This is a genomic window from Flavobacterium sp. GQ95 (genome assembly GCF_059758655.1).
The window spans coordinates 11,431-25,668 of record NZ_JCAXEB010000002.1; the positions used below are offsets into that span (position 1 = coordinate 11,431).

The 14,238-nt window shown below is 33.8% G+C and carries 9 protein-coding genes; 3 read left to right on the top strand and 6 right to left on the bottom strand.

Translation table 11 applies throughout. The features are described from left to right. The first annotated feature begins 11 nt into the window (after positions 1–11). The gene (locus AC6CH4_RS04725; protein WP_498100632.1) at positions 12–1,355 is read left to right on the top strand and encodes an inorganic phosphate transporter; all 1,344 of its coding nucleotides are present in this window, start codon (positions 12–14) and stop codon (positions 1,353–1,355) included. A gap of 182 nt (positions 1,356–1,537) precedes the next feature. Here the strand turns inward: AC6CH4_RS04725 and AC6CH4_RS04730 are convergent, their stop codons facing one another. From AC6CH4_RS04730 to AC6CH4_RS04740, 3 genes are all read right to left on the bottom strand, one after another. Further along, positions 1,538–2,053, bottom strand: a complete 516-nt coding sequence (locus AC6CH4_RS04730; protein ID WP_498100634.1) for a DUF421 domain-containing protein — start codon at positions 2,051–2,053, stop codon at positions 1,538–1,540. 94 nt (positions 2,054–2,147) lie between these two features. Beyond that, on the bottom strand, positions 2,148–3,521 hold the full coding sequence (gene rimK / locus AC6CH4_RS04735; RefSeq protein ID WP_072971218.1) for a 30S ribosomal protein S6--L-glutamate ligase: 1,374 nt from the start codon (positions 3,519–3,521) through the stop codon (positions 2,148–2,150). Between the two features lie 140 nt (positions 3,522–3,661). Continuing rightward, positions 3,662–6,208 carry an ATP-dependent Clp protease ATP-binding subunit gene (locus tag AC6CH4_RS04740; RefSeq protein WP_498100636.1) on the bottom strand — a complete coding sequence of 849 codons (2,547 nt, stop codon included), beginning with the start codon at positions 6,206–6,208 and terminating at the stop codon, positions 3,662–3,664. 258 nt (positions 6,209–6,466) lie between these two features. Between AC6CH4_RS04740 and gyrA the strand changes: the two genes are divergently transcribed. Together gyrA and AC6CH4_RS04750 are read left to right on the top strand one after the other, a co-directional pair. Next, positions 6,467–9,109 (top strand): DNA gyrase subunit A, encoded by a 2,643-nt coding sequence (gene gyrA / locus AC6CH4_RS04745; protein ID WP_498100638.1) that lies wholly within the window; start codon positions 6,467–6,469, stop codon positions 9,107–9,109. 43 nt (positions 9,110–9,152) lie between these two features. Continuing rightward, complete coding sequence (locus AC6CH4_RS04750) at positions 9,153–10,424, top strand: tetratricopeptide repeat protein (protein WP_498100640.1); 1,272 nt, start codon at positions 9,153–9,155, stop codon at positions 10,422–10,424. Between the two features lie 74 nt (positions 10,425–10,498). Here AC6CH4_RS04750 and AC6CH4_RS04755 read toward each other — a convergent pair whose 3' ends face one another. The 3 genes from AC6CH4_RS04755 to AC6CH4_RS04765 all read right to left on the bottom strand — a co-directional run bounded on the left by AC6CH4_RS04755 (position 10,499) and on the right by AC6CH4_RS04765 (position 14,209). After that, positions 10,499–10,918 carry an OsmC family protein gene (locus AC6CH4_RS04755; protein WP_498100642.1) on the bottom strand — a complete coding sequence of 140 codons (420 nt, stop codon included), beginning with the start codon at positions 10,916–10,918 and terminating at the stop codon, positions 10,499–10,501. Positions 10,919–11,167: 249 nt separating this feature from the next. Next, positions 11,168–13,159, bottom strand: a complete 1,992-nt coding sequence (locus tag AC6CH4_RS04760; protein ID WP_498100644.1) for a DUF349 domain-containing protein — start codon at positions 13,157–13,159, stop codon at positions 11,168–11,170. A 297-nt stretch (positions 13,160–13,456) separates the two neighbouring features. Continuing rightward, positions 13,457–14,209 carry a lipid A phosphoethanolamine transferase gene (locus AC6CH4_RS04765; RefSeq protein WP_498100646.1) on the bottom strand — a complete coding sequence of 251 codons (753 nt, stop codon included), beginning with the start codon at positions 14,207–14,209 and terminating at the stop codon, positions 13,457–13,459. Positions 14,210–14,238 lie beyond the last annotated feature (29 nt).

The window sequence follows — 14,238 nt, forward strand, 5'->3', positions numbered from 1 at the left end:
GTTATAATTTTATGACGCTACTTATAATTATTATAGTATTAGCTTTAATTTTTGATTACATCAATGGTTTTCATGATGCGGCAAATGCTATAGCTACCGTTGTTGCTACAAAGGTACTAACGCCTTTTCAGGCCGTTCTTTGGGCAGCATTTTTTAACTTTTTAGCCTATTGGGTTTTCGGATTTGGTGTTGCAGATACTGTTGCTAAAACAGCGCACACTATGGAGATTAATCTGGTTGTAATTCTGGCAGGTGTTATTGCAGCGATTTGCTGGAATTTATTAACCTGGTGGTTGGGAATCCCTTCAAGTTCATCTCATACTTTAATCGGTGGTTTTGCCGGAGCAGCAGTGGCGCATGCGATCGCTGTACACGGTTTTTCAGGATATGCCGGAGAAGATGGAACTACTCATTATTGGTACGAAATCGTAAGCTGGTACAAAGCAGGAAAAGATGGCGGAATGCCTTCGGGAGTTCTTATCATTATTGCATTTATTGTTTTAGCGCCATTGTTAGGAGCATTAGCTTCGTATTTAATTTCAATTTGGTTATTAAATGCTTCCCGTAAAAGTATTTTTCCTAAGATATTTACTGTAGCATTAATGATTGCGACTGTTTGGCTCGTGAGTAATCTGATGGTACCGTACGAAGAGATTCTTAAGCATGGTAAACCTAGATTTGATTCTCATTTTTGGAGTGTCGCTTTTGATCCACACAATATTAAATGGTTTTTAGTAGCCTTTATTATTTTAACTGTAAGTGCTTTTTGTTTAATATTCAGTAGTTTAAATCTTCATCAGGCTGATGCAGCTTTGAAAAAGATGCAATTACTGTCTTCTGCTGCCTTTAGTTTAGGACACGGAGGAAATGATTCTCAAAAAGTAATGGGTATTATTGCTGCAGCTGTAGCGGTTTATATCAATACAAATCCCGGAGTTCATATGGCATCCTGGTTAGACGTTGTTTTACCAAACGATGATATGGGAATAAAAGGAGTAATGCCAGGATGGATTCCATTAGCATGTTATTCTGCAATCGCAGCTGGAACTTTAAGTGGTGGATGGAAAATTGTGAAAACAATGGGTTCTAAAATTACTAAAGTAAGTTCGTTTGAAGGTGTAGCAGCTGAAACTGCTGGTGCTTTGACACTTTACTTTACAGAACATTTAAAAATTCCGGTAAGTACAACACATACAATTACAGGTTCTATCATCGGGGTTGGATTAACAAAACGTGTATCTGCTGTTCGTTGGGGAGTAACTGTAAGCTTGATATGGGCTTGGGTATTAACGATTCCTATTTCTGCTATTTTGGCAGGGTTGGTTTACTTTGTATTGAGCGTATTTATTTCTTAGAAAAATGATTTTTGTAAAATGTGAGAAGTTTTGATTGCATTTTAAAACATATAAAAAAAGCAGGTTTCATAATTTGAAACCGGCTTTTTTGTTTACAATTAAAAAATTCCAAATCCCAAAATTCGATAAGTTCTCATCTTTGGTTTGGAATTTGGAATTTAAAATATTGGAATTTCTAAATTTTATTTTCTAAAATTCTTATGATTGTGTTTTCTTTTATAGTGTGTCTGTTTGAGATGTTTTTTATCTTCAGAAATCACACTTATGGTACCGTCAATTTCTAGCATACAAAGCTTTACATCGGTAAAATGTTCTAAGCCATGTTCACGCATCGCTTCTTTTAATTCGTCGTTAGAAATGTCTAATTTGCTTAAGGCTTTAAAATCCAGCTTTCCGTCGTGAATTAAGATTTCTGGTTTATCTAAAAGCAAATCATTCAGTATTTTGTATTTGTGTGTTAGTTTTTTAATGATAAAATTAATCACAAACAAGGCTAAAGCAGCAACTAAACCTCCCCAAAGGCTGGTATCCGGACCGACCATTGCATTTTGAACCGAATTACTTATCAATAAAATCAGGATGATATCAGCCGTATTTAACTGTGAAAGTTCCTTTTTGCCGAACAATCTTAAGGCAATCGTCATGAAAAAGTAAACGGCGAGACTTCTTAAAATAATATCTAAATAGGGGTTAAGCATTGTTTTTTATTTTAAAGGTAAAAAAAAACTTTGTCAAAGTTTTAAACTTTGACAAAGTTGCTAATTTAAATATTGAATATTAAGTTCGAATGAACTAACTAATTATTTTGAAATTCTTCTCGATAGCTTTGATCATTTCTCCGGCGATATCTTTATTGGTTGCGCCTTCAATTCCTTCAAGTCCTGGCGAAGAGTTTACTTCCAGCAATAATGGGCCTTTAGAAGAACGAATGATATCTACACCTGCTACTTTTAAGTCCATTGCTTTTGCTGCCTTTATCGCGATTTTTTTCTCTTCGGCTGTAACCTTTATAACTGATGCAGTTCCGCCAAGGTGAATGTTTGCTCTGAATTCTCCCGGCATAGCTTCACGCTGAATCGCAGCAACGACTTTTCCGTCAATTACAAAACAACGAATGTCTTTTCCGTTGGCTTCTTTGATGAATTCCTGAACTAAAATGTTTGCATTTAAACTTTTGAACGCGTTGATAACACTTTCCGCCGCTTTTTTGGTTTCTGCTAAAACAACACCTTTTCCTTGTGTTCCTTCCAGTAATTTTACGATTAAGGGTGAACCCCCAACCATTTTAATTAAGTTATCTGTGTCCAAAGGAGAATTGGCAAAACCGGTTGTCGGAATGTCAATTCCACTGTTTAAAAGCAATTGCAATGAATATAGTTTGTCACGTGATTGTGTGATGGCTGTAGCCGAGTTTAAAACGAAAACCTTCAAAGCTTCAAATTGACGTGTCAGGGCACAACCATAAAAAGTAATGCTTGGTCTGATTCTGGGAATAATTGCATCAAACTGATTTAATATTTTTCCGCCTCTATAATGAATCTCAGGAGTTTTGGCATCCAGTTTCATGTAACATTCCTTGATATTCAAAAAATGCATTTCATGACCGCGCATTTCGCCCGCTTCCATGATTCTTTTGTTACTGTATAATTCAGGATTACTGGCTAAAAGTCCGATTCGTAAACCTGACGTTGCTTTCTCTGAGTTTTGATAAAGTTCTTTTAATGCTTCCGTTGTAGGTTGTCCTAAAAGATATTTTTCTTCGGGATCAACTAATACACGTCCACTCATAGCTTCACGTCCTAAAAGCATTCGAAAACCCATTGAGTCACGATTGGTCAAAGTCATTTCAATCGGCCATTTTACATCACCAATTTTTAGATTCGTTTGAATTACATAACGATGTTCTCTAAAACCACTTGAGCTTTTTACAATTCTTTTGTCAACCAACGGAGCTTCGCAATGAATGATGGTTTTAATATTATTCTGAATTGGATTAATATCAAATTTCACCCAATTGGCATCATTTTTTATAAAAGGAGCGATGTTGATGGCGTGCATTGCCGAAGTTTTGGCACCAGAATCAACACGAGCCTTGATTGTCGGGATTCCTAGTTCTGGAAATGAGCACCATTCTTCACTGCCTAAAATGACTTTGTTTTGAAGCATATGTTGTATTTTATTTATAGAATTTAAATTCAAAAGTAGCTATTTGCTTTTACTAAAGATAGCAAATTATCTAAAAAATATACCCGTTATGTTATGAAAACGTAACGGGTATATTATTTTTGTTAGAAATTTAAACTAATTTATTGATTAGTCGGCTCTTCTGCTTTGTGTATTTCTACTGACAATTCTTGAGAGTCTTCTTTCAGATCCATTAAGATTTCATCACCTGAATGTATTTTTGAAGTGATGATTTCTTCAGCTAACAAATCTTCAACATATTTTTGAATCGCTCTTTTTAGAGGTCTTGCACCAAATTGTCTGTCAAAACCTTTCTCAGCGATAAATGCTTTTGCTTTATCCGTTAAGCTTAGAGTATATCCTAATTCAGCAATACGAGAATATAGTTTTTTAAGTTCAATTTCGATAATCAAATCGATATCTGCTTTTTCTAAAGCATTGAATACAATTACATCATCAATTCTGTTTAAGAATTCAGGAGCAAAGGTTTTTTTCAATGCATTTTCGATAATGCTTTTTGAGTTTTCATCGGCCTGAGCCACTTTTGCAGCAGTTCCAAATCCAACACCTTGTCCAAAATCTTTCAATTGACGTGCTCCAACATTAGAAGTCATAATGATAATAGTGTTTTTAAAGTCAATTTTGCGACCTAAACTATCTGTCAAATAACCGTCATCTAAAACCTGAAGCATCATATTAAATACATCTGGATGCGCTTTTTCGATCTCATCTAAAAGAACAACACAATATGGTTTTCTACGAACTTTTTCAGTCAATTGACCACCTTCTTCATATCCTACGTATCCCGGAGGCGCTCCAACTAAACGAGAGATAGCAAATTTTTCCATGTATTCGCTCATGTCAATGCGAACTAACGCATCTTCAGAATCGAATAATTCTTTTGCTAAAACTTTGGCTAATTGAGTTTTACCAACTCCAGTCTGACCCAAGAAAATGAACGAACCAATTGGTTTATTCGGATCTTTAAGTCCGGCTCTGTTACGTTGAATAGAACGTGCGATTTTCAATACAGCTTCATTTTGACCAATTACTTTATTCTGAATTAACTCAGGTAGTTTGGCCAATTTATTGCTTTCTGTCTGTGCAATTCTGTTCACAGGAATCCCTGTCATCATCGAAACAACATCGGCTACATTATCTTCTGTAACTTCAATTCTGTTGTTTTTTGAATCTTCTTCCCACTGTTCTTGTGCAACAGCCAGATCTTTTTCAATACGCTTTTCATCATCGCGAAGTTTGGCAGCCTCTTCATATTTTTGTTTTTTAACTACCATGTTTTTGTTTTCACGTACTTCTTCCAATTGACGTTCTAAATCAAGAATTTGTTTAGGAACATCAATATTAGTAATGTGTACGCGAGAACCAGCTTCGTCAAGAGCATCAATCGCTTTGTCCGGTAAAAAACGCTCAGACATATATCTGTTTGTTAATTTAACGCAAGCTTCGATTGCTTCCTGAGTATACGTAACATTGTGGTGATCTTCGTATTTATCTTTTATGTTATTCAAAATAGCAATCGTTTCTTCAACAGAAGTTGGCTCCACAATTACTTTTTGGAAACGTCTTTCTAAAGCACCATCTTTCTCAATATATTGTCTGTACTCGTCAAGAGTTGTGGCACCAATACATTGGATTTCACCTCTTGCTAAAGCAGGTTTGAACATGTTTGAAGCATCAAGTGAACCAGTTGCTCCACCAGCACCTACAATGGTATGAATTTCGTCAATAAAAAGAATGATGTCATCGTTTTTCTCCAGCTCGTTCATTACGGCTTTCATTCTTTCTTCAAATTGACCGCGATATTTTGTTCCGGCTACTAAACTAGCCAAATCAAGTGTTACTACACGTTTATTGAAAAGAATGCGAGATACTTTCTTTTGGATAATACGCAAAGCCAGTCCTTCTGCAATAGCAGATTTACCAACTCCAGGCTCCCCAATAAGAAGTGGGTTATTCTTTTTTCTACGGCTTAGAATTTGTGAAACACGTTCAATTTCTTTCTCGCGTCCCACTACCGGATCTAGTTTTCCTTCTTCAGCCATTTCTGTTAAATCTCTCCCAAAATTATCTAAAACCGGAGTCTTAGATTTTTTGTTTGACTTATTGGCTGGATTATTAAAACTACTTTCTTTAAGACTGTCATCTTGTCCTGAATCGTCATTATACGATTCGTTTCTTGGCAAGTTTTCTAAGAATTCTTCTTCGTTTGGCGTCATGTTTAAATATTGTTCTTTAGCTATGTCATAATCTATTTTTAGTTTATTCAATAGCTTGGTTGTTGGATCGTTTTCGTTTCGTAAGATGCATAAAAGCAAGTGTGCTGTGCTAATCGACGAGCTTTGAAATACTTTAGCTTCAAGAAAAGTGGTCTTCAGGGCTCTTTCTGCCTGTCGGGTAAGATGAAGATTTTTCTTTTCAGCATTTACTTCAACGCTCTGGTTGGCTGGACTCAGTATTTCTACCTTCCTGCGTAAATGATCTAAATCGACTGCTAGGTTATTAAGTATATGAATAGCTTTTCCGTTACCATCTCTTAAAATGCCTAGCATTAGATGTTCAGTACCAATAAAGTCGTGTCCTAAACGAAGGGCTTCTTCTTTACTGTATGTAATAACATCTTTTACTCTTGGTGAAAAATTATCATCCATAATATATTTATTGGTATTGTAAATTTAGTGAATTACAGTTTGAAAAACAAAAACCGTACCCTTCAAGAACTACTGTCAGCTAATTGACAAAAAAAATAACAATAAAAGCGTTAAAAAACGCTTAATTTATTAACTAAAAGTAGAAATAAAGTTGTTAATAAATCATTGAAATAAGTGTAAGTAAATAGCTGAAAAAATTCCAAAAAACCGTATCTTGGCACGCTTTGAAACTAATATAATTATTTAATATAACAACTTATGTCTGAAGGAGAAAAGTTAATTCCTATTAACATAGAAGATGAAATGAAATCAGCTTACATCGATTATTCGATGTCAGTAATCGTATCTAGAGCACTTCCTGATGTTAGAGATGGCTTGAAACCAGTACATCGAAGAGTTCTTTACGGAATGTATGACTTAGGAGTAACATCAAGATCTGCCCACAAAAAATCTGCGAGAATCGTAGGAGAGGTTCTGGGTAAGTACCACCCTCACGGAGATACCTCTGTTTATGATGCGATGGTGCGTATGGCCCAGGAGTGGAGTATGCGATATTTATTAGTGGACGGTCAGGGTAACTTTGGTTCTGTTGATGGTGACAGTCCGGCAGCAATGCGTTATACTGAGGCCAGAATGCGCAAAATCTCTGAAGATATTATGGCAGATATCGAAAAAGAAACAGTTGATTTTCAATTGAACTTTGACGATACTTTATATGAGCCAAAAGTAATGCCAACAAGAGTTCCTACTTTATTAGTAAACGGAGCAACAGGTATTGCAGTTGGTATGGCTACCAATATGCCTCCACATAATTTAACTGAAGTGATCAACGGTACATTAGCGTATCTTGATAATAATGATATTGAAATAGACGAATTAATGACGCATATTAAAGCTCCGGATTTTCCAACCGGTGGTGTAATATATGGTTATGAAGGCGTTCGTGAAGCTTTTAAAACGGGTAGAGGGCGTATTGTAATGCGTGCTAAAGTTGGTTTTGAAGAGGTTGACGGAAGAGAATGTATCATTGTTACTGAAATTCCATATCAGGTTAACAAAGCCGAAATGATCAAACGTACGGCTGATTTGGTTAACGATAAAAAAATTGAAGGTATTGCGAATATTCGTGACGAATCGGATAGAAACGGTATGCGTATCGTTTATATCCTGAAACGTGATGCTACGCCAAACGTAGTTTTGAATACCTTATATAAGTTCACCTCATTACAATCTTCTTTTAGCGTAAATAATATTGCATTAGTTAAAGGTCGCCCACAAATGTTGAATCTAAAAGATATGATTCACTATTTTATTGAGCACCGTCATGATGTTGTAGTTCGTAGAACGCAATTTGAATTGCGTAAAGCAGAGGAAAGAGCGCATATATTAGAAGGTTTAATTATTGCTTCTGATAATATTGATGAAGTAATTGCTATCATCAGAGGTTCTAAAAATACAGAAGAAGCTCGTGAGAAGTTAATCGAAAGGTTCAGTTTGTCAGATATTCAGGCTCGTGCTATTGTTGAGATGCGTTTGCGTCAGTTAACAGGTCTGGAACAAGATAAGTTAAGAGCTGAGTTTGAAGAATTGATGAAGTTAATTGAGCACTTAAAAGCATTATTAGCGGATGTTAATTTAAGAACTAACTTGATTAAAGAGGAACTAGAAGAAATTCGTGAAAAATACGGAGATGAGCGTCGTTCTGTAATTGAATATTCTGGTGGAGATGTAAGTATTGAAGATTTAATTGCAGATGAAAATGTGGTAATTACAATTTCGCATGCAGGTTATATCAAACGTACAAACCTTACAGAATACAAAACTCAAAATAGAGGAGGAGTTGGGCAAAAAAGCGCCGGAACAAGAGATCAGGATTTCCTTGAGCATATGTTCGTTGCAACCAACCACCAATATATGATGTTCTTTACGCAAAAAGGAAAATGTTTCTGGATGCGTGTTTATGAAATTCCGGAAGGAAGCAAAACAGCTAAAGGTAGAGCAATCCAAAACTTAGTGAACATTGAAAGTGATGATAAAGTTAAAGCTTTCATTTGTACACAAGATCTAAAAGATAAAGATTATATCACAAGTCATAATCTTGTAATGGTTACCAAACAAGGTCAGGTTAAGAAAACTTCTTTAGAGAAATATTCTAAACCAAGAGTAAATGGTGTTGCCGCTATTACGATTAAAGAAGGTGACGAATTAATGGGAGCACAATTAACTAACGGAGAAAGCCAAATTATCTTAGCAGTTAAGTCTGGTAAATTGGTTCGTTTTGAAGAAACCAAAACACGTCCGATGGGAAGAACGGCTTCCGGAGTTCGTGGAATTACTTTAAAAGATAATACCGATGAAGTAATTGGTATGGTTACTGTTGATAAAAATGATATTAATGATTCACAAATTTTAGTTGTAACTGAAAATGGATATGGAAAACGTACCAAATTAGTTGACGAAGATGGTGAAGATGTTTATAGAATCACGAATCGTGGAGGTAAAGGTGTTAAAACGCTTAATATCACAGAGAAAACAGGAAAACTTATTTCGATTAATGCGGTTACAGATGCTGATGATTTAATGATTATCAACAAATCTGGATTAACTATCAGAATGGCTATTGAAGATTTACGTGTTATGGGTCGTGCAACGCAAGGTGTGCGATTAATTAACCTAAAAGGAAAAGATTCTATTGCTGCTGTAACGAAAGTTATGAAAGATGATGTCGAAGAGGTTATTGTTGATGAAGAAGGGAATGTAGTAGGGCCTGTTATCGAAAGAGTTAAACCAGATTTAGAAGTTCTTGAAGATGATGGAACAGTAGAAGATGACGACGATGACGATTCTGATGAAGAAATAGCAGACGAGGATGATTCTGAGGAAGAGGAATCAGAGGAATAATAAAAACCACGTAAATTAAAATTAAATACACAAATTGAATATTATGAAAAGTAAATATGTAATACTTGCATCAGCATTATTGATTTCAGTAGCTACTTTTGCTCAAAAAGATCAGATTAAAAGTGCTGAAAAAGCATTAAAAAGCGGAGATGCTCAGGGAGCAATTGCGATATTAAAAGATGCAGAAAATTTGGTGGTTAACGCCAAAGATGTGGAACAAGCACAGTACTACTCTGTACAAGGAAATGCTTATTTAGATTTAGCGAATAAAAAAGTAGAAGAGAGTAAAAACTTATCACTTGCTGCTGAAAGCTATAAAAAATTAATTGATATTGAAAAAGCGTCCGGAAAATTAAAATATTCAACTCAGGCTGCAACTTCAATCACTGAAATTAAAGGAAAATTGATTAATTCTGCTATCGCAGATAGTCAGGCAAACAAGAATGGAGAAGGTGCAAAAAAATTGTATGATGCTTATTTATTAGATAAAAAAGATACAATTAATTTATACTATGCAGCTTCTACAGCAGTAAATGCTCAAGATTATAAAACTGCTTTGCCAATGTATGAAGAATTGAAAAAATTAAATTATTCTGGTAAAGGAACTAGTTATACTGCTTTAAATAAAGCTTCTGGTAACGAAGATGGTTTTAATACTGCTAATGAAAGAGACTTAGCTGTAAAGTTAGGAACTCACGAAAAGCCTAAAACTGAAACTATCCCTTCTAAAAGAGGAGAAATCTACAAAAACTTAGCTTTAATTATGGTTCAGGAAGGTCGTACAGAAGATGCTAAAAAAGCAATTGCTGATGCGAGAAAAACGAATCCTGACGATTCTTCTTTGATTCTTACAGAAGCTAATTTATATCTTGAAACGAAAGATTTTGATACTTACAAAAAATTAGTTGGTGAAGCTTTACAAAAAGATCCAAACAATGCTGATTTAATTTTCAATTTAGGAGTTATCAGTGGTAACGCAGGTAACAAAGCTGATGCTGAGAAATATTATTTGAAAGCTATTGAAATCAATCCAAGTTACACTAATGCTTATCTTAATCTTGCAGCTTTAAAATTAGAGGCTGAGAAACCAATTATTGATGAAATGAATAAATTGGGTACCTCTGATAAAGATACAAAACGTTATAATGTTTTAAAAGGACAAAGAGAAGACGTTTTTAAAGGTGTTATTCCTTACCTTAAAAAAGCGCATGAATTAGATCCTAAAAACGAAGATGTATCTAAAACATTGTTGGGTGTTTACAAAGCGTTAGAAATGACTGCTGAAGCAAAAGCACTAAAAGCTACAATGAACTAAGAATTATTTATTTCTTGTTTAAATAAAAAAATCCTGCTAATTAGCGGGATTTTTTATGCTTAAAAATTAATGTCCTAGCTAACTAGTGTTGCTGTCAATGTAATTGTAGTATTTAAAAGTTTAGAAATCGGACAAATTTCTTTTGCTTTTGCAGCTGTTTTTTCAAATTCTTCAGCTGAAATTGAGGGTACTTTACCTTTTAAGTCTAAGTGAATTAGAGTAATGGTTCCATCTTCAAAAGTTACTGTAGCTTCTGTAGATAAGTCATCTGCAGTGAAACCTCCTTCGTTCAATAAAAAACTTAATTGCATTGTAAAACAGCCTGAATGCGCTGCTGCAACAAGTTCTTCCGGATTTGTACCAACGCCGTCTGCAAATCTTGTTTTAAAGGATAATTGTGCATTATTTAATGTAGTACTTTGAGTACTGATTGTTCCTGTTCCTTCCATGCCTGTTCCTTTCCAGTTGGCATTTGCTTTTCTAGTAAATTTCATTTTATAAAATATTAAGGTTTATAATCTTTTGATACTCAAATATAATCAATATTTTACAGAATAGTTTTATCAAATTGTATTGCAATGTTAAGTTTGGTTGGAATGAAAGTTTAACCGCAAAGAGCTCAAAGATTCACACAAATTTGCAAAGCTAATCTTAGCGTGCTTTTTGGTAAAATTATTTAGTATGAAAAAAAAAGGTGTAATGATTACTTTCATTACACCTCATTTATTTTTAATATTTAAATCTTATTCCTGACCTAAATTACGTAATTGTTTCAATTTATCTTTCCAAACATCTAAACTCTCTTTATGGATAGCAATGTTTTTTCGAACTTCAAGAACAATTGAATTTTCTTTTTTCGCGTTTTTGGTATTCGTAAAAAATTGAATATTGTTCTCTAGTTGAAAGATTTCATTTTGAACTTCTTCAATTTTACGCATTAAGAATATTTTTTCGTTATCTAATTTGCGGGTATCATTACTTTCAGATAAAGAATCAATTCTGTTAGAGAAACGCATCATCTCCGTTTCTTTTTTACTCAAACTTAGTTTTTCAAAAAGTGCATCTAAAATTTTATTGAATTTCCCTTCGATGTGTCGTCTTGAAAAAGGTACTTTTCCAAACCCTTTCCAGGTTTCAATATGTAATTTTATAGCATCCAGATCTGTTTTATGATCTCCCGTTAACTGATAAGCCCTTAAGGTATCCAGATATGCTTTTTTATTATCAAAAGCAGCTACCTCATCACCATTCTCTTCAGATTTGTGCTCTTTTAACTTGTTGAAATAATGATTGCAGGCATCTTTGAATTCTTTCCAGATTTTATCTGAATATTTTTTTGGAACATGACCAATTTGTTTCCATTCTTCCTGAATTTGTTTCATTATTGGAGTCGTAGCACCAAAATCAGTACTTTCTTGTAATTCTTTAGCTTTGGCTACAAGAGCCATTTTTTTGTTTAAGTTGTCGTTTTGATCTTTTTTAATGTCTTTATAAAATGAATTTTTAAAAGAATTAAAGTTTCTAACGGCAGTTTTAAAAGCAGCCCAGGTTTCTTCGTTTACGTCAGATGGAACTTTTCCGGCAGCAAAGAATTCATTTCTTAGTGCTTCTACTTTTTGTATTTGTACCAGCCATTGCGAATGAGATCCAACTTTTTCAGTGGCCAGAACCTCTATTGTAGCAATAATACCTTTTTTAACTTCAAGATTCTGTTGTTCGTTTGCTTTTTGGCTTTCAAATAAAAGTTCTCTTTTATCGTGAATTTTTTTAGTCAGTTCACTGAATTTATTCCATATTGCATCACGGTGTTCTTTAGAAACAGGCCCGATATCTTCTTTCCAGATTCTGTGTAAATCCTGCAATTCACGAAATGCTTTGCTGATATCAGTTTCGTTTACCAATTCTTCAACACGAGCAATTATTTTTTGCTTTTGATCAAGATTGTATTTGAAATCTAAGTCTCTTGCTTCACGATCTAAGTGCAGATAATCATAGAAATTCTCTACATGAAAATGGTAATTATTCCAAACGTGATTGTATTTATCTTTAGGGATTGATCCGGCATTTTTCCATCTTTCTCTTAAATCATTAAAATGTTTAAGAGTGTCTTTGATATTTTCCTGTGGATTTATAAGCTCTTTTAGTTCTTCAACAATGGCAAGTCGATTCTCTAAATTTGATTTTAAATTGGTTTGCAAATGTTTAAAATGGGCATTCCTTTTTTCTCTGAAAACATTATAATATTCATCAAATTTAGATTTCAGTGGAGAATGATATTCGAATTCTTCGTTTGGATCTTGTTTAGAGGCATTAAATTCCTCTTTTTTCTCCTCTATAAGATGATTGTATTGTAATAAAAATGATTTTTTGATTTCTTCAATATGATCTTTTACAGACATTACTTTATCTGTATTGACAAGCTTTTTTAATTCATCAACAAGGGCATCTAATGAAAAAGTGTCATAATCCTGCATAGGAATATCATGACGCTCTTTTAGTGTCTCATCTTCACTTTCTTCAGCATTAGAATTTGTTATAGCGTCAAGTGCTGTTTGATGATTAGTTTCTGTAACCTCGGCAGCATTTTCAGTTTCATTTTCGGTTATCGAAATTTCATTTTCTGTGGTTGCTTCAGAATCCAATGTTTCAATTGCATCATTTTGTATAGAATCGTTAGTTTCGATTCCTAATTTTCCGTCTGCTTCTTGCAGGTTATCATTCTTTTCTTCTAACATTTTAAATGTAATAAGGTTTTTATTTTAAACATTGCGAAAGATAGTAAAGGTGTTTCTAAATACAAAATAAATCGTTTGTTTATACGCTATTTTACGATTAAATCTCTATTTATTAAACTAATTTGCAATTATGTTATGTTTTTTTTATTGATTTTTTTAAAGTTAATTTAAATTAAAAATAAATACTGTTTTAAGAAAAAGAGTTGGAAATCTACATTTTAAGAGTAGAGTAATTGATTTTTCCTAATATTGAGAAGTTATTATATAATACAGACTTTTGGTCGGTCTGATAGAAAATTAGAACAAAATAAGCATGCCTACTTCAATACCGAAATTATACGTTTTATGATTTCCAAAAGCTACACTTGGATGAATATACGCCATATTATTTTTGGTTATTCTTCTGCCAAATTCTAAAAATGCATTATTAGGGAAACCTTTATTTGTGGCATTATACCGAAATGCGGCATCGGCAGCTATCCAGTTTTTCCCAATAAAATACATAAAGTAATTCTCAAATGCTGTAAGGTTTACATCATTTCGGTTGTCTGATCCGGCAAAACTTATTTGATTTTCTAAAGAGGTTATCCATAACATTCTTTCCTTTATTAAGTATTTTCCATAAAAAACAGCAGGAGAGAAAACCCATTTACCAGACCCGAGTGCCGGATCAACAGCAGAATTAGAAATTATTCTGGCTCGAAAAGCCATCCCTTCATTTTTATATTTCATATAAGGAATGTAACTAAGACCTACTCCTATATCACCTATTCCTGTTTGGTTTATAGAACTGGTATTGGTAGAAATTAAGGGAAGATCTACTCTTAAATTCCATGCACCATTGGCAATAGGATGTAAAAAACGGAGTTGGGTGGTATTAAAAGATCCTGTATCTGTATCTAAATATTCATTAAATAATAAAATGGTTTTTAGATAGTAGTGATAGCGCGCTTCTGTATAAATATTTTTTTTCTGCTCAATGGTATCCTGAGCTAATAGAGGAATTGTAAACAAAAAAAATAGCAGGAAAAAGCGTAGAGTTTTATTCATAACTATCTATTAATGAATAGACTAAGTTA

What these genes read in the sequence shown, in the direction of transcription:
- AC6CH4_RS04725 (WP_498100632.1), top strand. Translation starts at nt 12, where the DNA reads ATGACGCTACTTATAATTATTATAGTATTAGCTTTAATTTTTGATTAC.
- AC6CH4_RS04730 (WP_498100634.1), bottom strand. Translation starts at nt 2,053, where the DNA reads ATGCTTAACCCCTATTTAGATATTATTTTAAGAAGTCTCGCCGTTTAC.
- rimK (WP_072971218.1), bottom strand. Translation starts at nt 3,521, where the DNA reads ATGCTTCAAAACAAAGTCATTTTAGGCAGTGAAGAATGGTGCTCATTT.
- AC6CH4_RS04740 (WP_498100636.1), bottom strand. Translation starts at nt 6,208, where the DNA reads ATGGATGATAATTTTTCACCAAGAGTAAAAGATGTTATTACATACAGT.
- gyrA (WP_498100638.1), top strand. Translation starts at nt 6,467, where the DNA reads ATGTCTGAAGGAGAAAAGTTAATTCCTATTAACATAGAAGATGAAATG.
- AC6CH4_RS04750 (WP_498100640.1), top strand. Translation starts at nt 9,153, where the DNA reads ATGAAAAGTAAATATGTAATACTTGCATCAGCATTATTGATTTCAGTA.
- AC6CH4_RS04755 (WP_498100642.1), bottom strand. Translation starts at nt 10,918, where the DNA reads ATGAAATTTACTAGAAAAGCAAATGCCAACTGGAAAGGAACAGGCATG.
- AC6CH4_RS04760 (WP_498100644.1), bottom strand. Translation starts at nt 13,159, where the DNA reads ATGTTAGAAGAAAAGAATGATAACCTGCAAGAAGCAGACGGAAAATTA.
- AC6CH4_RS04765 (WP_498100646.1), bottom strand. Translation starts at nt 14,209, where the DNA reads ATGAATAAAACTCTACGCTTTTTCCTGCTATTTTTTTTGTTTACAATT.